Here is a 22,582-nt window from a genome sequence, read left to right as displayed (position 1 = left end):
CGTGACTTATTTCCGTATTAATCCTGTTCTGGCGCTGCTGCTGTTGCTGACGGCAATCGCAGCGGCGCTGCCGTTTATCAGTTACGCGCCTAATCGTTTAGTCTCGGGTGAGGGGCGTCATCTCTGGCAGCTGTGGCCGCAAACGATCTGGATGCTGGTGGGCGTTGGTTGCGCCTGGCTGACCGCCTGTTTTATTCCCGGTAAAAAAGGCAGCATTTTTGCACTCATTCTGGCGCAATTCGTCTTCATATTGCTGGTGTGGGGCGCGGGAAAGGCGGCGACACAACTGGCGCAAAATGGCAGTGCGCTGGCGCGTACCAGCCTCGGCAGTGGTTTCTGGCTGGCTGCGGCGCTGGCACTGCTGGCCTGTAGCGATGCCATCCGCCGAATCTCCACGCATCCGCTGTGGCGCTGGTTGTTGCATATGCAGATTGCCATTATTCCGCTGTGGTTGCTGTATTCCGGCGCGCTTAACGATCTCTCGCTAATGAAAGAATACGCCAACCGTCAGGATGTGTTTAATGACGCGCTGGCGCAACATCTGACGTTGCTGTTTGGTGCGGTGCTGCCTGCGTTAGTGATTGGTGTGCCGCTGGGCGTCTGGTGCTACTTTTCCACTGCGCGGCAGGGGGCGATTTTTTCTCTGCTGAATGTCATTCAGACCGTGCCTTCGGTGGCGCTCTTTGGCCTGTTGATTGCGCCGCTTGCCGCGCTGGTTACGGCCTTTCCGTGGCTGGGAACGCTCGGCGTAGCAGGAACCGGAATGACACCCGCACTGATTGCCCTGGTGCTCTATGCCTTGCTGCCGCTGGTGCGCGGTGTGGTAGTCGGCTTGAACCAGATCCCGCGCGATGTGCTGGAGAGCGCCAGAGCGATGGGCATGAGCGGGGCGCAGCGATTCCTGCATGTTCAGTTACCGCTGGCGTTACCGGTATTTCTGCGCAGCCTGCGGGTGGTGATGGTGCAAACCGTCGGCATGGCGGTGATTGCGGCGTTAATCGGCGCAGGTGGTTTTGGTGCGCTGGTTTTCCAGGGGCTGCTAAGCAGTGCCATTGATTTAGTGTTGCTGGGGGTGATCCCGGTAATCGTACTGGCGGTGCTGATCGACGCACTGTTCGATCTGGTTATCGCACTGCTGAAGGTGAAAAGTAATGATTGAATTTAGCCATGTCAGCAAACTGTTCGGCACACAAAAAGCCGTTAACGATCTCAACCTCAATTTTCAGGAAGGGAGTTTCTCGGTGCTGATTGGTACATCAGGCTCCGGTAAATCCACCACATTGAAAATGATCAACCGTCTGGTAGAGCATGACAGCGGAGTGATCCGCTTTGCCGGAGAAGAAATTCGCTCGCTGCCAGTGCTGGAGTTACGCCGCCGGATGGGCTATGCCATTCAATCTATTGGCCTGTTTCCCCACTGGAGCGTGGCGCAAAACATTGCTACTGTGCCGCAATTACAAAAATGGTCGCGGGCGCGGATCGACGACCGTATCGACGAATTAATGGCGCTACTGGGGCTGGAGCCAAATTTGCGTGAGCGTTATCCGCATCAGCTTTCCGGTGGTCAGCAGCAACGTGTGGGAGTGGCCCGCGCGTTGGCTGCCGATCCGCAAGTCTTACTGATGGATGAACCTTTTGGCGCACTGGACCCGGTAACGCGTGGTGCGTTGCAACAAGAGATGACGCGTATTCACCGTTTGTTAGGGCGCACCATTGTGCTGGTCACTCATGATATTGATGAGGCGCTACGGTTGGCAGAACATCTGGTATTGATGGATCACGGTGAAGTGGTGCAGCAGGGCAATCCTCTGGCGATGCTGACTCGTCCGGCGAATGATTTCGTCCGCCAGTTTTTTGGCCGTAGTGAACTGGGGGTCCGCCTGCTTTCGTTACGTAGCGTGGCGGATTATGTGCGCCGCGAAGAACGGGCAGAAGGTGAGGCACTGGCAGAAGAGATGACGCTACGCGATGCGCTCTCCCTGTTTGTCGCGCGGGGATGCGAAGTGCTGCCGGTGGTGAACACGCAGGGCCAGCCTTGCGGCACGCTGCATTTTCAGGATCTGCTGGTGGAGGCGTAAGCGTATGAAGATGTTGCGCGATCCGCTGTTCTGGCTCATTGCTCTGTTTGTGGCACTGATTTTCTGGCTGCCTTACAGCCAGCCGCTGTTTTCTGCCTTGTTCCCACAACTGCCACGCCCCGTTTATCAGCAAGAAAGTTTTGCTGCTCTGGCACTGGCTCATTTCTGGCTGGTGGGAATTTCGAGTTTGTTTGCGGTGATCATTGGCACAGGTGCCGGAATTATTGTTACTCGCCCGTGGGGCGCGGAATTTCGCCCACTGGTGGAAACTATTGCCGCCGTTGGGCAGACTTTTCCGCCCGTTGCGGTGCTGGCGATTGCCGTTCCGGTGATTGGGTTTGGTCTGCAACCGGCGATTATCGCCTTGATCCTGTACGGTGTGCTGCCCGTCCTGCAGGCGACACTTGCCGGGCTGGGAGCGATTGATGTCAGCGTGACAGAAGTTGCGAAAGGTATGGGAATGAGCCGTGGTCAGCAACTGCGTAAGGTCGAGCTACCGCTGGCGGCTCCGGTGATTCTGGCGGGCGTGCGAACTTCGGTGATTATCAACATTGGTACGGCGACGATCGCCTCAACGGTAGGGGCCAGCACGCTGGGTACGCCCATCATCATCGGGCTTAGCGGATTTAATACCGCGTATGTGATCCAGGGGGCGTTACTGGTGGCACTGGCGGCGATCATCGCAGACCGCCTGTTTGAAAGGCTGGTGCAGGCGCTTAGCCAGCACGCAAAATAAAGGTATAACCTGCGAGCATGACGCCACCAATTCCGCCTAACGCCATAAAAAGGAACAGGGCGATGACCCCAATTTTAGCTATGCGCATAATGCACTCCTTATGTTAACGAAAGGATTGTACAGTAAAGCGCATTTGTTAACGAATCATTAAATGCCGAGTGGGAAAATATCATGGCCTTGTTCCTGCCAACTGGTAAGTTGCTGCTGTTGGGCAGAGGTTCGATTTTCACCGCACCACACCAGCAATGTACGGCCTTCGAACAGTTCTGGGCGTAGTTGATTGAGCGAGTGGGCGAGGACATCAATGCGCCATCCTTGTTGACTGGCAATCCAGCCCTCTAGCCACAGACGGGTGGTATCCTGAATATTCCAGCCAACCACTAGCGCATCTTTACCCTGTTTTTTACGTGCCGAAGCCAGACAAATGGCGATGTAGTTGATCAGTACGCCGTCGAGGATCGCCAGCAGCGCCTGGAGAGTCGGTTGTTGGCACTGAAGCCGTCGGCGCAGAGGAATAAACAGGTGCGTGGTGAGTGTCTGGGCGGGGTAATCCTGACCGCGCTCTTTGATCCACGTTCGCAGGCTATGCAGATTGCCGCTTTGCAGGTAAGTCAGTAATGTTTCTTGCTGATCGCGCCAGCCGTTCTGCACATCAACATTTTCATTACTGAGCAGCATTTTAACTTTGCTGACCTGCACGCCGTTGTCGATCCAGCGTTTGATCTCGCGGATCCGGTCAATATCGGCATCATTGAACAGCCGATGACCGCCGTCTGTCCGTTGCGGTTTCAGCAATCCGTAACGCCTCTGCCACGCGCGTAACGTGACAGGGTTAATATCACAAAGCAACGCCACTTCACCAATTGTGTAAAGCGCCATCGTCTCACCCTTGCTCGCGAGGTCCCAGTTTAACTTTAGACGCAGTTTTGCGAACCAGGTAGTTTTGCCCGTTTTTTGTTCATCTATAGGGTGATTTTATTTTTGCCAGGCGATTTTGAGTGATCGTACTCACGAATTCTCATTTTTCTGCAAGAGTTCAAAGAAAGTTAAAGGCAGGCAATGTATGTTACGCGTTTTAAAGGGAAGTGTGGTTTGCGGGTATGTACGATTTTAATCTGGTGTTGCTGCTGCTTCAGCAGATGTGCGTTTTTTTAGTCATTGCGTGGTTAATGAGTAAAACGCCATTATTCATACCGTTAATGCAGGTCACGGTTCGTCTGCCGCATAAATTTCTCTGCTACATCGTCTTTTCCATCTTCTGCATCATGGGCACCTGGTTTGGGCTGCACATTGACGATTCTATTGCCAATACCCGTGCGATTGGTGCGGTAATGGGCGGCTTACTCGGCGGTCCGGTCGTCGGTGGGCTGGTTGGTCTGACCGGCGGGTTACATCGATATTCGATGGGGGGCATGACCGCGCTAAGTTGCATGATCTCGACCATCGTTGAAGGATTGCTCGGCGGCCTGGTACACAGCATCCTGATCCGTCGCGGGCGTACTGATAAAGTCTTTAATCCCATTACCGCGGGTGCCGTCACGTTCGTCGCTGAAATGGTGCAAATGCTGATCATCCTGGCGATCGCCCGACCTTATGAAGATGCGGTGCGTCTGGTGAGTAATATTGCTGCGCCAATGATGGTCACCAATACCGTCGGCGCGGCGCTGTTTATGCGTATATTGCTCGATAAACGCGCGATGTTTGAAAAATACACTTCGGCTTTTTCTGCTACTGCGCTGAAAGTGGCTGCCTCGACGGAAGGCATTTTGCGCCAGGGGTTTAACGAAGTGAACAGCATGAAAGTGGCACAGGTGCTGTATCAGGAGCTGGATATTGGTGCAGTCGCGATTACCGATCGAGAGAAATTGCTGGCTTTTACCGGAATTGGTGACGACCACCATTTACCCGGCAAACCGATTTCTTCGACTTACACCTTAAAAGCGATTGAAACCGGTGAAGTGGTCTACGCCGATGGCAACGAAGTGCCTTACCGTTGCTCGTTGCATCCGCAATGCAAACTGGGTTCGACGCTGGTGATTCCGTTGCGTGGTGAAAATCAGCGGGTGATGGGCACCATCAAATTGTATGAAGCCAAAAACCGTTTGTTCAGTTCAATCAATCGCACGCTGGGCGAGGGGATTGCGCAACTGCTTTCGGCGCAGATCCTCGCCGGGCAATATGAGCGGCAAAAAGCGATGCTCACCCAGTCAGAGATCAAACTGCTTCACGCCCAGGTGAACCCCCATTTTTTGTTTAATGCGCTTAACACCATTAAAGCGGTGATCCGCCGCGACAGCGAACAGGCCAGCCAGCTGGTGCAGTATCTTTCCACTTTTTTCCGTAAAAACTTAAAGCGGCCTTCGGAGTTTGTTACTCTCGCCGACGAAATTGAACATGTGAATGCTTATCTGCAAATTGAAAAGGCGCGCTTCCAGTCGCGGTTGCAGGTCAACATTGCTATTCCGCAAGAATTATCCCAGCAGCAATTGCCCGCGTTTACCCTGCAACCGATAGTGGAAAACGCTATTAAACATGGGACATCACAACTGCTCGATACAGGGCGAGTGGAAATCAGCGCCCGACGTGAGGGGCAACATTTGATGCTGGAGATCGAAGACAATGCCGGTTTGTATCAACCGGTAACCAATGCCAGTGGGCTGGGGATGAATCTGGTGGATAAGCGTTTACGTGAACGGTTTGGCGATGACTATGGGATAAGCGTCGCCTGTGAGCCTGATAGTTACACCCGAATAACGTTACGACTACCATGGAGGGACGAGGCATGATTAAAGTCTTAATTGTCGATGATGAGCCGTTAGCACGGGAGAACCTGCGCGTATTTTTGCAGGAGCAGAGCGATATTGAAATCGTTGGTGAGTGTTCAAACGCCGTAGAAGGGATCGGCGCGGTGCATAAACTGCGCCCGGACGTGCTGTTTCTCGATATCCAGATGCCGCGTATTAGCGGTCTGGAAATGGTGGGGATGCTCGACCCGGAACATCGTCCGTATATCGTTTTTCTCACCGCGTTTGACGAATACGCCATTAAAGCCTTTGAAGAACATGCATTTGATTATCTCCTGAAGCCAATTGATGAAGCGCGGCTGGAGAAAACGCTGGCGCGTTTGCGTCAGGAGCGCAGCAAGCAGGATGTTTCGCTGTTACCGGAAAATCAACAGGCGCTGAAATTTATCCCTTGTACGGGGCATAGTCGGATTTATTTGCTGCAAATGAGAGATGTAGCATTTGTCAGCAGTCGGATGAGCGGTGTCTACGTTACCAGCCACGAAGGGAAAGAAGGTTTTACCGAACTGACATTACGTACCCTGGAGAGTCGTACACCACTACTACGCTGCCATCGTCAGTATCTGGTTAACCTCGCGCATTTACAGGAGATTCGTCTGGAAGATAACGGCCAGGCCGAGTTGATTTTACGTAATGGCTTAACTGTTCCGGTCAGCCGCCGCTATCTGAAAAGTTTAAAAGAGGCGATTGGCCTGTAAAAGACTGCTAAAATGGTTTTTTGCCTCATCAACACCTGAAGGCCTCATGCTAAGTAACGATATTCTGCGCAGCGTGCGCTACATTTTGAAAGCCAATAATAACGACCTGGTGCGCATTCTGGCGCTGGGTAATGTCGAAGCCACTGCGGAACAGATCGCCGTCTGGCTACGCAAAGAAGACGAAGAAGGGTTTCAGCGTTGTCCGGACATTGTTCTGTCTTCATTCCTGAATGGCCTGATTTATGAAAAACGTGGCAAGGATGAGTCAGCTCCGGCACTGGAGCCGGAACGTCGCATTAATAACAACATCGTGCTGAAAAAATTACGTATCGCGTTTTCGCTGAAAACTGATGATATTCTGGCGATCCTTACTGAACAGCAGTTCCGCGTTTCGATGCCGGAAATTACGGCGATGATGCGTGCACCGGATCATAAAAACTTTCGTGAATGCGGCGATCAATTCATGCGTTATTTTCTGCGTGGGCTGGCAGCGCGCCAGCATGTGAAGAAAAGCTAAGGCGGGTATGGCGGCCATGCGAAGAACATGGCCGCCGACAGATTATTTCACTTCTTTAAAACCAGCGGCTTTCATCACCAGTTCCATTTGCGCCATAGTGATACCTTTTTTGGCATCTTCAGCAGAAACGTTGATACCTGAAATACCCTGCAGGGCTTTAAAATCAACTTTTTCCATATCGATAGTCACGTTTTCCTGAGCATAGGTATCGGTAAAGGTTAATTTTTCTTCAACGCCAGGGATGTTTTTATATTTGGCACTTAACGGCTCAAGTGTCTTGGCAGCATCTTCTTTGGTGGTTGCACCAATGGAGGCAAATTGAATTTTGGTTTCAGAAGATTGCTTAAGAACCTTGTCACCTTTGTAGACATAGGTAATAGCAATTTCAGTACCGTTCAGATTAGCGCTAAATTTCTTCGATTCTTCTTTGTCACCGCAGCCAGCAAGAGAGAAAACCAGAACAGATGCAACAACAAGGGAAAACAGCTTATTGAAAGCCTTCATGTAAAACTCCATTTTATTTAATCAAGGAACTGGTGACCACACCAGGGGCCATATAGGATATGCCTAATACCTTGGCGTGAGCAGTCCGGAACTGGAGTAGAACTCTTTGTAAAAAGCACTATTTGTCCTTGTTACTCAAGCAAGGTTAATAATTGTTCGCAAAGCAAAACGCAGTTATTCATTGCTTCTCCCCGTGCCTCGCCTTCTGTATTACGAAATTGTCCCAACACATGTGCCAGCCGATAAAAACCCATCGCGGTGAGTTCATTGACCAGCAACTCTGACTGACTAATGGCACTCTGTTCCTGATAGCGCCAGCCATTATGGAGCAGTTGAATAAGCAACGCCTGACAGCGCATCAGTAACTGATGAGTGGTAGACGGTACAGGCAGAACGCTGGCAGAAGGTAGCGGTGCCACAGGCGCAGTTTCTGCGTCCAGTGCCCAGGCGCGGGTTTTTGTCATCATCACCCGTGGTTCCAGTGTCAATTGCCCCTCAGCAAAATTGATAAACCCAGAAACCAGACTAACGGGATCTTCTGTTTGTTGTAACAGAGCTGCCATGCGTTCAACAGCAAAGGGCGCACTGGCTGAAGCTGGCAGTGATAACGTCAGCACATTATCTTCACCTTCGCCACTGATTACCTGCGCATCCAGTGTCTGCCGACTGCTGTCCCAACCGAGTGAAATGCACTCTTCTACTGGCAGAATAAATAAGTTATCGACCTGGTTAAGCGGTCGTATGGCGGCTGGCGGACGTTGGCGTAAATATTCCCGCAAAGCCACAATGCCCGGCTGGCGCAGTGGTGCGCTCAACATTTGCCAGGCATCAGGCGACAGCGGAACAACACTGCTTAAGCGGTTGCGGGTAGCTAACAGCAACTCGCCATCGGCACTGCGTTTTGCTGCTTGTGAAACAATTTGCCCACCCGCCAGCGCGCCAGCCTGAAAACTAAACAGCCGCCGTTTTGCCGCTGGAGAGTTATCCTGTTCACTTCTCGGCCAACTGCGCGAAAGATGCAAAATACTGCCGGTGTCGGGATCGGTGAACCAGATGCGTAAACCATACCGCTCATTATCCTGCCAGCAACGCATACCTAGTGACACCAGCCGCAAATGATCAAGCTTTGCTTCGCCAGCAATGCCTGCGCCAACGACCGTGCGCCACGGTATGGGCGGTACTTCACCGACACTGTCACGTCGCGCTATCTCTTGTGCACTGTTCAAGCGACTGGTTAACGCCGCAAGCTGGCACAAGCATTTTCCGGCATGATAGTGGCTGGCGCGGGCGTGGAAGGCATCAACGCTTGCCCGTAGCTGTCGTAGTGATTCACTTACCCAACGCCAGTTGCAGCGTTCCGCCGCTTGCTGCGCGCGGCTGAAAGCGGCCTCGTAGTGGATTGACGGTTGGCTGATCCCGCCCAGCCATAATGCCTGACTTAATTGCTGAACATATTGACGACATGCTTTACCTTCGTCGCTGGAAAACGGATCGTCAGATGATGTGACGTGTTCACTGTGCATCTGCCAGATCAAATGAGTAAATTCCGCTTGTTGATTTTTGGCCTCGACGAAGGCCTGCACAGCCAGTGCTACGTGTTCACACAGCGTTCCTTCAATACAATCACAACGGGCGAAACGAATGCTGCTGCGGGAATAAAAACGCACATCGCTCATCGGTAAGCGGGCAGAGGGAATTTCGCCCGGTGTGCAGAACAACTCAATGGTGATGCCTTTAGCGACCAGCGCCTGCGCGCGTTTACGCGTGGTATTGGGCAGGGTAGCCAGTTCTTCCTGCCAGATTGCCGGATCCCACTCTTCTTCTTTTTCCGTAGGCTGGGCGGTGGCACAAAGTCGTTGATAACTTAACACCAGCATCACGCGATGACGGCACATGCCGCTGGCCCCGCAGCTACATTGAGCCTCTTTCAGTGCCTGACTGTTCGCCAGCCGGGTACGGACACCGTCACTGAAGGTGGCGATTAAAGCGCCGTTCTCATGGCAGATTTCCGGGACATTGCCATTTTCCAGTTCCTTAAGGCTGCGCTTCACAAAACCAGCATTGCTTAACGCCGTCAGGGCCTGCGGTGTCAGTTCTAATAATTCCGGACGTAGTGAATTCATGACTGAAGATTCTCCGCAAGCCAGGTAGCCAGTTCGCCTGGCGTCATCGCGGCTATTTGTGCGCCGACATTTACCAGCGCCTGGGCTGTATCGCGGTCGTAGCAAGGTGTTGCGGTGCTATCGAGCGCTGCCAGTCCCAGCACTTTGATGCCGCTCTGGACACACTTTTTCACCTGATGCGTCAGCAAAGATGATGAACCCCCTTCATAAAAATCGCTCACGAGTATGATGACGCTTTTCGCTGGTTGTTCAATAAGTTGCCGACCATATTCCACGGCACTGGCGATATTGGTCCCGCCGCCCAATTGTACTTTCATTAATAACTCTACCGGATCGGCAACGTCGGCAGTGAGATCGACGACGTTAGTGTCAAAAGCGACCAGATGGGTACGAATGCCGGGTAACTGCCATAAACAGGCCGCCATCACCGCTGAGTGGATCACCGAGTCAACCATCGATCCGCTTTGATCAACCAGTAACACCAGCTGCCATTGTTCGCTATGGCGCTTAATGCGACTGTTAAAGCGGGGGGATTCGATATACAACTTGCCGTGTTGCGGGTGCCAGTGTTGCAGGTTGGCGCGCAGAGTACTTTTGAAATCGAAATTACGCGCCAGTGGAATAAATGAGCGGCGACGGCGATCGCGGACACCAGAAAAAGCCTGACGAACTTCCTTTGCCAGTCGCGCCATAATTTCTTCAACAACCTGGCGCACTATCCGGCGGGCGGCAGCCAGCACTTCGGGATTCATCAGATGTTTGGTGTGCAAAACGGCGCGTAACAGGCTTTCAGAGGGCTGCATACGTTCCAGCACGTCGAGATTTGTCACTACATCTTCAATGCCATAGCGCAGTACAGCATCGCTTTCCAGCCGCTCAATCACCTGTTGCGGAAACAGCGTGTGAATACTGTTGATCCAATCAGGGGTGGTGAGATTTGAGCCACCTAATCCACCGGAGCGTTCACCACGCTGGAGCCGTTCAGGATCGCGCCCGTACAGCCACTCCAGCGCGTGGTCCATCCGCCGGGCGTTGTCATCCAGCCCACAAAGCGTCGTTTCTGCCGCTTCGCCAAGAATTAATCGCCAGCGTTGTAGCTCACGAGTGGTCAGAAGATCGTTCAGTTCAGACATGGAAAACTCCCCAGTGTTGCAGTGATGCCAGTGCCTGCTGTTCGAGCTGTTGATGATGTGCAATGGCTTGCGGTGGGCAATGCAACGGCATTTGCAGCGCCGAAACGGGAAGCTGAGCGAGCTGGTAATGCTCAAGCACCTGATGCGCCAGCGTCCCGCGTTCTCGTGGCGGTAGCCAGGCCATCGCCGCGCGCAAATCGGGCAGGGCGTTAATAAAATCGGCGTCACTCAGTTGATTCAAATGGCTGCTGAAACCGGCGATAAATGCAGGCTGACTGGCCAGTTGATGGCGGGCTAATGCCAGCAAACCGTGCAGCGCCTCGCCAGATTGTGCCGGGGATAATTGTGCCAGCATCGTCAGCGCCGCTTCGGCACTGGCGTTGGGATGTTCCAGACGCATCAGCGCGCCAAGGGCCGCACCGCGATCCAGCGCTGGGGCATGAATCGCCTGACTGCGACGTTCCAGTAAGGCTACCGCCGCAGAAAGCGAAACGCCGGGTAAATTAACGCCGCTATTTAGATCGCGCAGGATATGGCAAAGCGCCTGCCAGCTATGCAGGTGAGCGTGAAACTCCTTCTCATCCGGCCTGCCGTTGGATTCACATAGCCACAGTGTGCGATCGATAGCCGCGTATAACGTCGTCTGTAATATCTGCGCGCCTTGCATACCGCTGATTTCATCGAGCTGCCACAAGGCGTAAAGCACTTCCAGCGCCTGGCCCATTTCGGCAAACTGATTTTCCTGGGCGATTAATAATGTGAGTTGTTCCAGTAATTGCTGACTGAAGGACGCCAGACCCGCTAACGCTGCCTGGCTAAGACATGTGGTGATGCCGCTGATTCCACCCGCGTCCAGCATATCGGCTTCTAATTTATTGCGTGCGGCCTCCTGGAGGGTGGCACCAAAGCAGGCGGCTTCAATCAATGCCGCATGTTGGCTAAGTGGCTGGGTTAATGTCCAGCGTTCTTCACCGTTGCCCGCCAGCGTCAGTGTACTTCCGTGCTGGCGCACAATGCCGGGAATCTCCAGTATTGCCAACCGATGTAGCACCTGACTTTGCGCCAGTCCATCGGGGGGAAAGCGATTTAAGGTAAGCTCCGCCGGAAGAGAGATTCCGGTACGTTCCAGTTCGCAGGTGACATCTTTTGGCAGAGGTGGCTGTGGCGTCGAGGGGGCAAGTTTACCGAATCCGTCACCTGCTAATGTGTCTATCAACGTTACCAGTATCGGATCGGTATCGGGATGAATAACGCCGCGATAGCTCCACGGCAACGGCGCGTTCAGGGCTTCTTTGATCAGCGAGCCTGCTATAGCATCCAGCCAGTCAGTGCGTAACGGTAGTGTATGACCGCGCAACTGTGCCAGTGCCATCGCATGCAGATGAGCGGCAGCCATATCCGCTGTTGAAGCAGGCAAGTGGTGCTGGCGCAAACGGGTAAGAACCGTTTTTAGTAGTTGTTCACCTGCCTGCTGCAAGCCCCACCGCCAGCACCAGTTTTGCCAGACCGGGGCAGGCATTCCTGAAAGGTATCCTGCCAGCACATCAAGGCGCTTTTCACTGTATGGCGTGAGATAGCAACCTGTAACGGCATCTGCCAGCGAAGGCAATTCTGGCTTGTTCATTTCTTGCAAACATTCGCGCCACATTTTTGCCAGTGCCGGAGCGTGCCAGCCACCACAGACGACTAACACGCCGCCATTGTTTTGCTGCATCGCCCATGCAATCCAGTGGGCCATAAAGGCTTCGCGCTGACGATTGAGCGCATCGCCGGGGTAGTCGCCCCGCAGTTGGGCAAAATAGTGCGCCAGTGCATAGGGTAATATAGTTTGCTGGCTTTCATCTTCGAACAGGTGATCCCACAGGGTGTCGCTGTTATCCATACGAGTGGCACGCAGCAACAAAGCCTGGCTTTCCTCTTGCGTACCGGGTGACTCGTCCTCTTCTTCACTCTGCGCCCAGCAAGGCAAATCAATAAAGTAAGTTTGTGCCTGAATATGACGTGCGGTTTGTAGCGCCTGCCACTCCGGCGAAAATTCAGCAAATGGCGTCCAGGCGCCACGTCCGGGGGCAGCACCGTCCTGATACTGGCAATAACTGTAAATCGCCACCGGAAGCTGGTGGGCTAAAAACAGTTCGTCTATCCGGTCATTAAAATCCGCCGGGCCTTCAATCAACACGTATCGCGGCCGCTGGTTTTCGATTAACGATTTCACCAGTCGGGCGCAGGCCGGGCTATGATGCCGGATGCCGACAATTAACGGCTCGCTCATGCATCTTTCCTCACGGCAGGCGGTGGCGAGCTTGATAATAAGCCTGCCAGTGAGCTTCTTTATGTGTAGCGACACGTTGTTCGAAGTAACGGCGCAGACGTGCGCGATCTTCTTCGTTATCTTTGACGATGGTTCCGGCAATACAGTCCACCAGGTCGGCTGGCTCCCCCGCGCGATTCGCTAAAAACCAGGCGCGGACGCCCACAGCGTGGGCCACGTTCACGGCTTCAGCGGTGGACATAATCGCTGTCAGTGTATCCATTGACGTTTTCTTTTCGCCGTTGGCACGCAGATCGCGGAAGGTGCGTACCAGTAACTCAAGTACCGCGTCAGGCACTTTATGCGGAATACCGCTATGGGCCAACAAACGCGCCGAAGCACTGGCGACCAGTTCCAGCTCCTGAGCAAAATCCATAATCGGAAAGACAGTTTCAAAGTCGAATCGGCGTTTTAGTGCCGCGCTCATTTCATTAACGCCGCGATCGCGGGTATTGGCGGTGGCAATAATATTAAAGCCTTCCCGCGCATAGAGCTGACTGGCTTCACCAGTGAGTTCCGGCACCGTCATAACCCTGTCAGAAAGCATACCTAACAGACAGTCTTGTACTTCCAGTGGTGTACGCGTTATCTCTTCAAAACGGACAATTTTGCCGTCGCGCATTCCTTGGTAGAGCGGGGCAGGGACCAGCGCTTCCGTTGACGGACCATGATTAATAAGCAGGGCGTAGTTCCAGCCGTACTTGATTTGATCTTCGGTGGTAGATGCGCCGCCCTGGATAGTTAACCCAGCATCGCCGCTAATAGCGGTTGCCAGTAATTCAGACAGGAGAGATTTTGCGGTGCCAGGTTCCCCCACCAACATCAAACCGCGCCCGGTAGCAAGAGTGACTAACATGCGTTCGACAGCGGAGGGACTAATCACGACTTTACGGCTGATATTTTGCGCGCTATCGCCAAGAATAAAAGAACGGGCCGCAGGCAAACTTAACTGCCAACCGGGCGGGCAAGGTGCGTTATCATTTTGCTTTAATTTTGCCAGTTCATCGGCGTATAACACAGCGGCAGGCGGACGCTGCAGATGATTATTCTGCGGTGACATATATTCATCCCTGAAATGTATTAATCAAATAAACGATATTTTACGCGCAATAAATGTTTGGCGCATTAGTTGTTTGAGCGGAAAATATCTGGAAAGCAATCACAGTAAATAAAAAAACCTGCTGGTGAGGCAGGTTCTTTTATTTACTACTTTCAGGCCTAACACCACGGCCTGTGCAACATCGTGTTCCAACGAACGAATTATAACCATCGGTGGACCCCGTTGCAATTAAGATAATGAGATTTATAATCCTGACTGTTGGGACGTTGCGCCGGATCGAACCCATTTCAAGTCCTGGCTACCGGACGGGTGGTGCCGCAGGTAGTGCCCTGATCCGGAGTGCAACATCGTGGTCCAACATACGTAAACCAGTATCGACAGGCAGTGTAAGGGTAAGATGCTGGTGTTGCGCTCCTTAATAAGGAGAGCGGATGGACACGCTGACACAAAAGTTAACCGTGCTCATTGCCGTACTGGAGTTATTAGTGGCTCTGTTACGGCTGATTGATTTGTTGAAGTAACGGGCAAATTGAAACGCATCTAAGGGGGAATACCGTCTCCCTCTTTAATAAAGCTATACTCGTCATAATTCAAGTTGCATGTGCTGCGACTGCGTGTTATTCGGCCCATCCATGGACCTCACCCCTTACGGGGCCGCTGCAAGTAGCGTTCAAATCCGCTCCATGCGGATTTGTCGTTCACCCCAGTCACTTACTTTAGTAAGCTCCTGGGGATTCACTCGCTTATCGCCTTCCTGCAACTTGAATTATTTAGAGTATATTATTCTATTTCTTGGTTGAATATATTCTGTAGTTCACGATTAAAAATAGCGATTACAGTTTCAGGTGATTCACCTCGTAATTTTCGCTCATCAATAAATTCATCTCTTATATAAATCAACGCATCATTTATTAGCGGGTCGGCATCATCTCTATCACGTTGATGAAATGTTGGACGTAGCCGGAATCGTTCCTGTCGATAGACGGAACCTGTAAATAATTCAGAGCATTTATGGATCTCAAGTCTGAAGGAAAACGGATCTTCAGGTACAGGGACTTCATAATCATAAGTAGCGACCAGCTCTTTTTGCACGATCATCGCTTTTCCCGGTGGTAAGTCGTGTTGATAACGGGCAGTCGCATCACTGCCCGCTGTGTTTTAATGGAAAATGACGTCAGGTGCGCTTAACGCTTCACTCAAATCAAACGTATCGAGTTCGGCAAAAGTGACAGATTTATTGTCACGGTACACTCGAAGAGAACGGAAGCTCATTAGCGCTTTGCTATCAGCACTGTAGTGGTTAAAACCGGGTGAAAACTTAAGGACCAGCCGATACTCGCCCAGGTCATAGACACATGCGTCCTCAAAACCTGACTCCCAGCCTTTGTATCGCATTCCCATAAGTTGCCCAACGGTTGCGGATTTACCTTCCCAGCGAGTCAGGCTGTTACTGGCTGACTCGTCAGGTGTGAGCAGCACTGTGCGCCGCATCAACTGGCGAAAAGGCTGCATAATTTCGTAATCGGCAAAAACCTGTGCAAATTCACTGCGCATTTCTGCTGTCATTTCTAACGGGTGGGCAATGCCAATCAGAGCATCCGCAGGCAGGTCAATTGGCTCATCTTGTGCGTTGCAGAACTCCCCCTCAGCGGCCACACGAAAGGCGTTGAGTAAACGACGCGGTTCATTTGCCGGATAAACCGCCCATATTAATCGCTGAGTAACCAGGCGAGTAAAGGGATGATTAACAAACAGAGAATGAAAATCTGCCAGCGACCAGCGTCGGGTGGTGCGTAGGGCAGTTTCAAGACGCGGGAGCAGGTTTTTGCTCACCTGAGTGGCATCTTTTTTTAGCCCTTTTAGTCGGGCCAGTGCCTCGGGCGCTTTCAGTTGATCGTCATCGGCGCGCAACCGGGGAACACTTTTCTGGCGAACGTTTTGCTGATCAAAGATAACCGGGTTGAGGTTTTCATCGAAGCGAACGGTAAACTGCCGGGGACCAAAATCAAATATCAACGCCTGCGGATCATCCAGGCCCAGTGTTGGGACTAATCTGTCCGCTAACTCTTCCTGGCTTAGTCCACGATTTTCTGCGACCACCTGAAGAAATTCCGCCGCGTTATCACGTAAGGGACGGGATTTCGCCCGTTGCGATATATGATGCAGCTGTATCAGTGCCATATCATTATTCATCTGAGTAAGTATATTCAGACCACTGACAGCACGGGCAGATTTGCCCTCTTGAGGCCAGGCAAGGATCTGTGTCGTCAGATTCCGAGCCGTGCTTTCGTCACCAAAGAGACTTAACGCCAAAAAAGCCCAGTTGTCTTTTGCGGGGGCGCCAGCCTGTTGCCAGGCGGTGAAGAGATCCCAGGCAAAAGCGGCCAGCGTTTGTGGCTGGCAGAACGTTTTCAGTTGTTCCAGCCCGCAATAAAAACGTCCGCCCTGGGTAAAGCGCAGCATTTCGCCAATAATTTCCAGAGCGTCATCAGTAACAGGTTGATTATTCGTGATAAGTCTCGGCCTGGACCACATTGCCGGATGCCAGAAATCAGGGGCTTTGGGAATGCGTGCCGGGTAAATCTCTATTGGACTCTGTTTAAGTAATTGCTCCAGGGCAGGCCATACATCTGTACGCTGCCAACGATTGGCTACAGTTTGTAGCAATTCGCCATGTCCTTGTTCATACAGTAAACGCAGAGCATTGAGTGCCGCTTCGCTGTTATCGCCAGACCTGGCAAAGATTAATGGGATCAGCGCCGTAGCCGTATGCTCCGGCCATTGTAAAATCCACTGGCGAGCCAGATTACGCTGGCCCGCAAAACGATGCCAGACGCGGGCAACGGGCAGCGCCAGTTCTGTTGCGCCAAAATGAATCAGCAGCGGAAATATCTCTTTGGGATGTCGGGCAAAGGCGGTGATTAATCCGGGCAAAGCATCGGTACCCAGCACACTTAACAGATATTCCACCCCGGTGTAATGAAAATCAGCCGCGACAATTTGTTGCCAGCACGATACTGCCATTTCGCGCGGCATTTGCGCGATAAGGTACAGATTCCACACTCCCCAACGCTTTTCATCAGTGTAATTAAATTTGCGTTGGAAAGTTCGCCACCCCTCCATCAACGCAACGCTATCTTGTGCCAGTAATGCGCTGGCGGCCTCTTCCCGGTAGTGTTTATTTTCAGTCTGTTTTGCCTGATAATTGAGCAATCTTCCTAATGAAGTATGTGTCTCTAGTTGATCGGTATCCAGAGCATCCAACTGTCCTGTGAGAATAAACTCATTAAACTTCCACCTGTGATCTTCAAAACCTAATTCCCGCAAGAAGGTATCGGTTCCTCTGCTAGCGAGACGTTCGTCAAAAGGCATGGCGCTAAAATGGCTGATTGTAGTTTGTTGTTCCTGCGTCCAGTGTTCCTGGGACGACCTGTACGCTTGCGGTACAAGCGTAAGTTCAGGTAGCGAAAAGTGAGTTATGGAAGTCTTTTTTCTGCCACGCCACGGTGGCGAAACGAGGATTTCAGGCAGACTGCTGTTATCGGTGCTATCAATAACCGGTTTTGGCGAAGCCGATAAATAACTATTCACCACTGCCCGGGCTTGAGTACTTAACCACGGCATCACCTCTTCTGCCAGTTGTGGCTGCGATGCCATCAGCGTTTGTAACAGCGTATGCCAGTATTCATCACGTGCTTTTTGCTGTGCAGGCAGCTTTTTGTCTTCGATGATAGGATAACCAGGGCGCGCAGGGGGTTCTTTTAACGCCAGTAGTTCTGCCAGTGCGGCGAGCGTCGCATGGGGAAAGTTTTTACTGTATTTAGCCACACGTTGCAGGCTGGGTTTGTTTTTATCGGCAACTAACAGCAAGATGCGAATAACTTGCGGATGGTTAATTTGTACCAGCAGGCTACCGCAATCTTCTTTATGGGCATACATCGCGAGGCGTGGAACGGCTGCAATTCCCTGTTCGCGCAAAAGGGCGGCGCAGGCCGCGTAGCCGAAGTGGTTTTCATGCGACATGTAGCTGGCTTCGCGATCGCTAAATATATCCTGGCTCCAGTAGCGTTCGAGTTTTCTCACCGCTCTGGGGTCATTAGCAACAACTTTTAACCACTCCTTAGAATGAAAATGAGTCCGCGGGCATTCAAGGCCTACCAACTCATTGGCGATTTCTGGTTTCTCCGGGAGGATGAGTGCAATAAAAGGACGGCGAACTTTGGGTATTCCTGGCAGTGCGGCAATGAGTTTGTCGGCGCAACGCTGCCAGCAGCTTTCCTCTGCCAGAGAGAGATGCTTACGCAGTCGGAGATCGAATTCGTTATAGGTTTCTGAGCGATAACCATAGCCATAACCATCGTCCTCGTTCTGATACTGCAATGTTACTACCAGAGGATCACTCTCATAACACCGTACAATAAACTGGCGTGCAATCACCACTTCAGTCGCATATTCCAGTCCCTCTTGTTGGACGATTTCATCGAGCAACTGTTGGCTATCATTTTGCGCGATACAGGCTAGCGCCGCCATTGTCCGGGCCGGAATTGAGGGGTTGTGCTCGCCTATCAAGTTGATGGCTTGCGTAATGGCCGACTGCCACTCCAGTGAAAAATTTTCATAACGCCAGACGATGTTTTTTTTCTTCTCAGCAATGTGTAGCAATTTATCACCCAGTGTCTGGATGAGGCTTTCAGTGATAACAGGCACCGGTTCGCCCGGCCAATTGCGATGGCTGAGTGGTGTTTTGCCTTTTTTATATTTCAGTTCCAGTTGGGCGTTATCCGCTAGCCACGGTAATTCCTTGTCCATGCTCTTTCCTTATTCAAACAGGGCTTCAATATCGTTAATCAACTCGCTGGCGGTGATGTCATCGAGTGCGGAGAACTGCGCTTCCTGTGTTGAATGACTCCCCCAGCCATAGCTTTCTGCTTTGCCTTCCCATAGCCACAGCTTGCTTAAGAGTTGCTCGGCACTGAGTTCGGCTGGCGACATACCAACTGCAAATCCTTCATCGATTTCCATGATTAATGACCAGCGGCCCAGAGGTTTGATCATCCAGCCGATCCAGCCACCGTCCTGCGGTTCACCACGCATCCAGCCTTTATTCGCCAGCCCCATTACCCGACCGCTCGGGCATTTTCTGCCTGCCCAGCGGGTCAATTCGCTGGCATTGCGCTCGGTTTCTGTCAGGGCATAACTGTTGCGGTCGAGCTGGCGGAACGGCGGTAACAGCTCGTAGTCGGCAAAAAGCTGACCAAAGGCGGCGGCATCCGTCGGTGATATTTCCAGAACGTGAGGAATACCAATAGAGATATCGCCTTCCGGCAGGGTGAAAAGATCATCGTCAGCGGTGCTGTAGCTGTTATCTTCCGCCACACGGAAGCACGCCAGTAACTGGTTGTCTGCGCTATAAATGCCCCAAATCAGACGGCGGGTTAAGTGGCAGACCAGCGGATGCTCAACCAGAAAGAGCTGAAAGTTTTCCGGCGACCAGCGGCGGCGCAGGCACATGGCGGATTCCAGCCTTGCCACCTGCTGGGCGGCAACGGTACGCGCATCTTTTTTCAGCAGTTTGTAGCGGTTAACTGCATCGTTCGCTTGGGTTTCATCATCGCTTTTGTTCGGTTTAGGCAAGTCTTTCAGGCGGCTGCCGGAAACATCGCGCACAAACGGTTTTAAGGTTTCATCAAAGCTGACGGTGAACTGCCGTGGGCCAAAATCCAGCAGCAGCGAACCGTTATCATCCAGACCGAGATCCGGTGCTAACCGGTCTTCAAGCTCCGCCACCGTGAGTTCGCGGCTCTCGGCAATGTCGGCAATTTTTTCTTTTGCCCGCTCCTGTAATGCTTTGAATTTCAGTTTCTGGGCGATGCCGTTAAGCTGCATCAGGGCGATATCACTACCGATAGCAGCGAGGATATCCAGCCCGACGGTGGCGCGTTTATGCTGGGATTCACCAGGCCAGGCGCGGATTAATGGCGTCAGTTTGCGGGCGGTGTCATCGTTGCCAAGAACACCTAATGCAGTGAACGCCCAGCTCTCTTTCGACGGCGCGCCAGCGGTCTCCCAGGCGGTAAACAGATCCCAGGCAAACTCAGCCAGTGAGTCGGCAGTACAGGCGTCTTTCACCTGTAATAACCCCGGATACAGCGTATCTTCCTGAGGGAAGCGAAGCATTTCACCGAGGTGGAAGAGGGCGCTATCTGGCAGTGATTGGGCGTTTGCTTTTAATACCGGGCGCGTCCAGAGCGATGGCTGATAAAAGGCCGGAAGAGTGGGGATTTTTGTCGGGTGATTATCTAAGGGATCGAGCGCTAGCAGAGCGTTCACCGCGTCTGTTACTTCCGGCTGGTTATAACGCCGGGCGATTTCTTGCAATAATGGCTGATGACCGTTTTCTGTAAGCATACGCAAGGCAGCGCGGGCGTTGTCCTGCGCTTCACCGGCTTTGCCGAGCGCCGCGGGCAGCAGGCCGGTAATGGCGTGTTCCGGGTATTTCAGCAGCCAGCTACGGGCGTCTTGTCGTAGGGTTTTGAGTTTGTTGAAGGCGCGGGCGACGGCAGGAGCCAGCTCACTCGCTGCGAAGTAATTCGTTATGGGCAAGGCTTCCTGTGGATAGCGTGCAAGTGAGTTTACTAACCCAGGTAATCCTTTGAGTCCAAAATGTAACATGGCGTATTCGGTATCGGTATGCGGAGATACAGTAAGGGCATTCCATGCTCTTATTGCTTTCTCCAGCGGCAATGTTGTCAAAATCCCCAAATGCCAATAATGCCCGGTAGGTGAATGAAACACCTTAAATTCACTTATTAAGGTTGCATAATCTTCATTTAGCCATGCCTCAACTACCGCTTCGGGAGCTTTAATATATGTACCAGCGATCCGTCGTTGAAAACCCATCCTTGCCAACAGATTGGCAGTACTTTCTTCATGACTAACCGTGATGTGTTTTGAATACCAGATATATTTCGCCAAAAGTTGATTACTGATTTCTTCTGTCAGATAACTGATTGGCTCAATGCCTAATGGTGCTAAATCAAGCACCGGAATCGACGATTTTTTCTTTTTCGAAAGCCATGGTGGGGAGACTACTATGGCCGGCAGTAGATCGGTGCTGGCATGGTTTGAGGGCTGTGTCAGTTGTTGCTGGCATGATTTCAGCACTGCAGCTGCGGGTGTCGAAAGCCAGGGAATGACCTGTTCTGCCAGTGCTGGTTGCGAGATAAGCATCGTCATTAGCATAATGCGCCAACTATTCTCTTCTTTTTGCACTAGAAGTTCCGCCAGTGCTGCCAGTGCTGCGTGTGGGAACGCAGCGCAGGCTTTCGTCATTCGATCGTGACAGCGTTTAGTATGCCCGGCTACACGTATAAGCAGTGTTAATGCGAACGGATGATTGATATGACGCAACACATCGGCGCAGTAGTCACTTGCGGCATAGGGAGCAAATCGGGGCAGGGCTGCAACACCTTGCTCCTGTAATACGGTGGCTGACCATATCGCACCACAATAGTAATCATCAAAAATGGCATATGGCTCGTGATATTTTTCTAATGAGGCAAGAATGTGCTCATCAGTCGCCACTATTTTTAGCCACTCAAGCGAGGGTAATTTTTTTTTCCCCAGTAGACGCTGGGCAATTTCATGTGCAATTTCTGGTTTTTCGGGTAATAACATAGCAATTAATGGTTGCCGCCATTCTGGAATATGTGGAATTGCGGCAATAAGTTTTTGTGCACATTTTTGCCAGAGAGACTCTTCCGCCAGTGATAAATGTTTCCGTAGGCGTAATTCAAAACTGGAATATTGCTGCAAGTTATCAGGTGCAATGCCAGACGGCAGAATAATAATGATATTATTCGCATAATTCCATTCAATATCAATCTGTTGAAGGTGTATTATTACATCAGTAGCATATTCCAGACCGCCTTCCTGAATGATCTGATCCATAACATCCTCACGCACTTTATATCTTGTGCATTTCATTTCAAGTGCCGTGAGTACAGCCATTACTGGTGATGGTAACTGTGTTGTTTTCAGGCAGTCGATCTGACTGATCGCCTGGGCGACGGTGTTTTGCCATACTAAAGAACAGGCGCTGAAGTCAAATGTGGCTGTTTTATTATCCCGTTGCGACACGCTACAGGCTAAGCGACGTAACTGGGTCAAGTTGTCTGCTTGCTGAACAGGAACTCCGGGAAAGCGGCGATGGCTTAACGTGGTGTGTACAACTTCGGGCGGAAAAACGACAGCAATATCTTTCGCCAGCCACGGTAAAACATCATCTGTATTTTTGTCAGCCACACGGGCTTCTGCTACGCAAAAGGGTTGTTCCTGAATAATGGTGGATAAGGCCGCTACCTTGAGAGAATCCGTTACCGTTTGGGAAGGTTGCAAAGAATTATCCTTCGCTTGCTCCACATACCCCTTCTTCACCTTCTCCGCAATCAGCCTCAGTTCCGCTTTTTCCGCCGCCGCAGCATCAGCAAAGCTTTTTACCTGGCTTTGCCCGTTGGTACTGACTTTGCCCCAACTAATATGCAGCTCGTTTCCCTGTTGCTCCACTGCCCAGAATTTATGTGATTTTTCGTCCTGATAAATATAGGTTTTCATTGCTA

Annotated in this window: 16 protein-coding genes; 6 read left to right on the top strand and 10 right to left on the bottom strand. The window is 51.8% G+C overall.

The genetic code is table 11. The features are described 5' to 3' along the window. Nucleotide 1: 1 nt before the first annotated feature. Genes yehY through yehW form a run of 3 tightly spaced genes read left to right on the top strand, consistent with a single transcriptional unit; the run spans nt 2 to nt 2,814 of the window. On the top strand, nt 2-1,159 hold the full coding sequence (gene yehY, locus QUE74_RS13875; protein WP_000220839.1) for a glycine betaine ABC transporter permease YehY: 1,158 nt from the start codon (nt 2-4) through the stop codon (nt 1,157-1,159). Beyond that, nucleotides 1,152-2,078, top strand: coding sequence for a glycine betaine ABC transporter ATP binding protein YehX (gene yehX, locus QUE74_RS13870; protein ID WP_000569383.1), 927 nt, complete (start codon nt 1,152-1,154; stop codon nt 2,076-2,078). Before yehY ends, yehX begins: the two co-directional genes overlap by 8 nt. Nucleotides 2,079-2,082: 4 nt before the next feature. Next, entirely contained in the window at nt 2,083-2,814 is a 732-nt protein-coding gene (yehW, locus tag QUE74_RS13865; protein ID WP_000783141.1) for a glycine betaine ABC transporter permease YehW, read from the top strand. On the opposite strand, the gene QUE74_RS13860 is transcribed toward yehW, so the two are convergent. Both QUE74_RS13860 and mlrA read right to left on the bottom strand, forming a co-directional pair. Then, nucleotides 2,795-2,902: a protein YohO gene (locus QUE74_RS13860; protein ID WP_001216963.1), complete on the bottom strand. Its 108-nt coding sequence runs from the start codon at nt 2,900-2,902 to the stop codon at nt 2,795-2,797. The two genes, yehW and QUE74_RS13860, sit on opposite strands and share 20 nt — an antisense overlap. A gap of 59 nt (nt 2,903-2,961) precedes the next feature. Next, nucleotides 2,962-3,693, bottom strand: a complete 732-nt coding sequence (gene mlrA, locus QUE74_RS13855) for an HTH-type transcriptional regulator MlrA (RefSeq protein WP_001240401.1) — start codon at nt 3,691-3,693, stop codon at nt 2,962-2,964. Between the two features lie 221 nt (nt 3,694-3,914). Between mlrA and btsS the strand changes: the two genes are divergently transcribed. The 3 genes from btsS to QUE74_RS13840 are packed head-to-tail and all read left to right on the top strand — an operon-like array spanning nt 3,915 to nt 6,833. Further along, complete coding sequence (gene btsS, locus QUE74_RS13850) at nt 3,915-5,600, top strand: two-component regulatory system sensor histidine kinase BtsS (RefSeq protein WP_001354765.1); 1,686 nt, start codon at nt 3,915-3,917, stop codon at nt 5,598-5,600. Continuing rightward, on the top strand, nt 5,597-6,316 hold the full coding sequence (btsR, locus tag QUE74_RS13845; RefSeq protein ID WP_001353101.1) for a two-component system response regulator BtsR: 720 nt from the start codon (nt 5,597-5,599) through the stop codon (nt 6,314-6,316). Before btsS ends, btsR begins: the two co-directional genes overlap by 4 nt. Before the next feature lie 46 nt (nt 6,317-6,362). Then, the gene (locus QUE74_RS13840; RefSeq protein WP_001353102.1) at nt 6,363-6,833 is read left to right on the top strand and encodes a YehS family protein; all 471 of its coding nucleotides are present in this window, start codon (nt 6,363-6,365) and stop codon (nt 6,831-6,833) included. A 42-nt stretch (nt 6,834-6,875) separates the two neighbouring features. Here the strand turns inward: QUE74_RS13840 and QUE74_RS13835 are convergent, their stop codons facing one another. From QUE74_RS13835 to QUE74_RS13795, 8 genes are all read right to left on the bottom strand, one after another. After that, the gene (locus QUE74_RS13835; protein ID WP_001353103.1) at nt 6,876-7,337 is read right to left on the bottom strand and encodes a YehR family lipoprotein; all 462 of its coding nucleotides are present in this window, start codon (nt 7,335-7,337) and stop codon (nt 6,876-6,878) included. A gap of 131 nt (nt 7,338-7,468) precedes the next feature. Then, nucleotides 7,469-9,460, bottom strand: coding sequence for a zinc finger protein YehQ (gene yehQ, locus QUE74_RS13830; RefSeq protein ID WP_001087215.1), 1,992 nt, complete (start codon nt 9,458-9,460; stop codon nt 7,469-7,471). Then, nucleotides 9,457-10,593, bottom strand: coding sequence for a VWA domain-containing protein (locus tag QUE74_RS13825; RefSeq protein ID WP_001353104.1), 1,137 nt, complete (start codon nt 10,591-10,593; stop codon nt 9,457-9,459). Before QUE74_RS13825 ends, yehQ begins: the two co-directional genes overlap by 4 nt. Then, entirely contained in the window at nt 10,586-12,865 is a 2,280-nt protein-coding gene (locus QUE74_RS13820; protein WP_001294344.1) for a DUF5682 family protein, read from the bottom strand. Before QUE74_RS13820 ends, QUE74_RS13825 begins: the two co-directional genes overlap by 8 nt. Nucleotides 12,866-12,875: 10 nt before the next feature. Beyond that, nucleotides 12,876-13,964 (bottom strand): ATP-binding protein, encoded by a 1,089-nt coding sequence (locus QUE74_RS13815; protein WP_000074861.1) that lies wholly within the window; start codon nt 13,962-13,964, stop codon nt 12,876-12,878. Nucleotides 13,965-14,744: 780 nt separating this feature from the next. Next, nucleotides 14,745-15,062 (bottom strand): protein YehK, encoded by a 318-nt coding sequence (yehK, locus tag QUE74_RS13805; RefSeq protein WP_000636947.1) that lies wholly within the window; start codon nt 15,060-15,062, stop codon nt 14,745-14,747. A 60-nt stretch (nt 15,063-15,122) separates the two neighbouring features. After that, complete coding sequence (locus QUE74_RS13800; RefSeq protein ID WP_000356814.1) at nt 15,123-18,773, bottom strand: DUF4132 domain-containing protein; 3,651 nt, start codon at nt 18,771-18,773, stop codon at nt 15,123-15,125. A gap of 9 nt (nt 18,774-18,782) precedes the next feature. After that, a complete protein-coding gene (locus QUE74_RS13795) occupies nt 18,783-22,577 on the bottom strand; it encodes a DUF4132 domain-containing protein (protein ID WP_052953357.1) in 3,795 nt (1,264 codons plus the stop codon). Nucleotides 22,578-22,582: the final 5 nt, after the last annotated feature.

This window comes from Escherichia sp. 10290, from assembly GCF_030295155.1.
In the GTDB taxonomy this organism is placed as follows: Bacteria; Pseudomonadota; Gammaproteobacteria; order Enterobacterales; family Enterobacteriaceae; genus Escherichia; species Escherichia coli_F.
The sequence above is the reverse complement of the archived record's forward strand: the minus strand, read 5'-3'. Positions and strand labels throughout refer to the sequence as shown.

Excerpts from the sequence above, each read along its gene's own strand:
- yehX (WP_000569383.1), top strand. The coding sequence starts at position 1,152 with ATGATTGAATTTAGCCATGTCAGCAAACTGTTCGGCACACAAAAAGCC.
- yehW (WP_000783141.1), top strand. The coding sequence starts at position 2,083 with ATGAAGATGTTGCGCGATCCGCTGTTCTGGCTCATTGCTCTGTTTGTG.
- QUE74_RS13860 (WP_001216963.1), bottom strand. The coding sequence starts at position 2,902 with ATGCGCATAGCTAAAATTGGGGTCATCGCCCTGTTCCTTTTTATGGCG.
- mlrA (WP_001240401.1), bottom strand. The coding sequence starts at position 3,693 with ATGGCGCTTTACACAATTGGTGAAGTGGCGTTGCTTTGTGATATTAAC.
- btsS (WP_001354765.1), top strand. The coding sequence starts at position 3,915 with ATGTACGATTTTAATCTGGTGTTGCTGCTGCTTCAGCAGATGTGCGTT.
- btsR (WP_001353101.1), top strand. The coding sequence starts at position 5,597 with ATGATTAAAGTCTTAATTGTCGATGATGAGCCGTTAGCACGGGAGAAC.
- QUE74_RS13840 (WP_001353102.1), top strand. The coding sequence starts at position 6,363 with ATGCTAAGTAACGATATTCTGCGCAGCGTGCGCTACATTTTGAAAGCC.
- QUE74_RS13835 (WP_001353103.1), bottom strand. The coding sequence starts at position 7,337 with ATGAAGGCTTTCAATAAGCTGTTTTCCCTTGTTGTTGCATCTGTTCTG.
- yehQ (WP_001087215.1), bottom strand. The coding sequence starts at position 9,460 with ATGAATTCACTACGTCCGGAATTATTAGAACTGACACCGCAGGCCCTG.
- QUE74_RS13825 (WP_001353104.1), bottom strand. The coding sequence starts at position 10,593 with ATGTCTGAACTGAACGATCTTCTGACCACTCGTGAGCTACAACGCTGG.
- QUE74_RS13820 (WP_001294344.1), bottom strand. The coding sequence starts at position 12,865 with ATGAGCGAGCCGTTAATTGTCGGCATCCGGCATCATAGCCCGGCCTGC.
- QUE74_RS13815 (WP_000074861.1), bottom strand. The coding sequence starts at position 13,964 with ATGTCACCGCAGAATAATCATCTGCAGCGTCCGCCTGCCGCTGTGTTA.
- yehK (WP_000636947.1), bottom strand. The coding sequence starts at position 15,062 with ATGATCGTGCAAAAAGAGCTGGTCGCTACTTATGATTATGAAGTCCCT.
- QUE74_RS13800 (WP_000356814.1), bottom strand. The coding sequence starts at position 18,773 with ATGGACAAGGAATTACCGTGGCTAGCGGATAACGCCCAACTGGAACTG.
- QUE74_RS13795 (WP_052953357.1), bottom strand. The coding sequence starts at position 22,577 with ATGAAAACCTATATTTATCAGGACGAAAAATCACATAAATTCTGGGCA.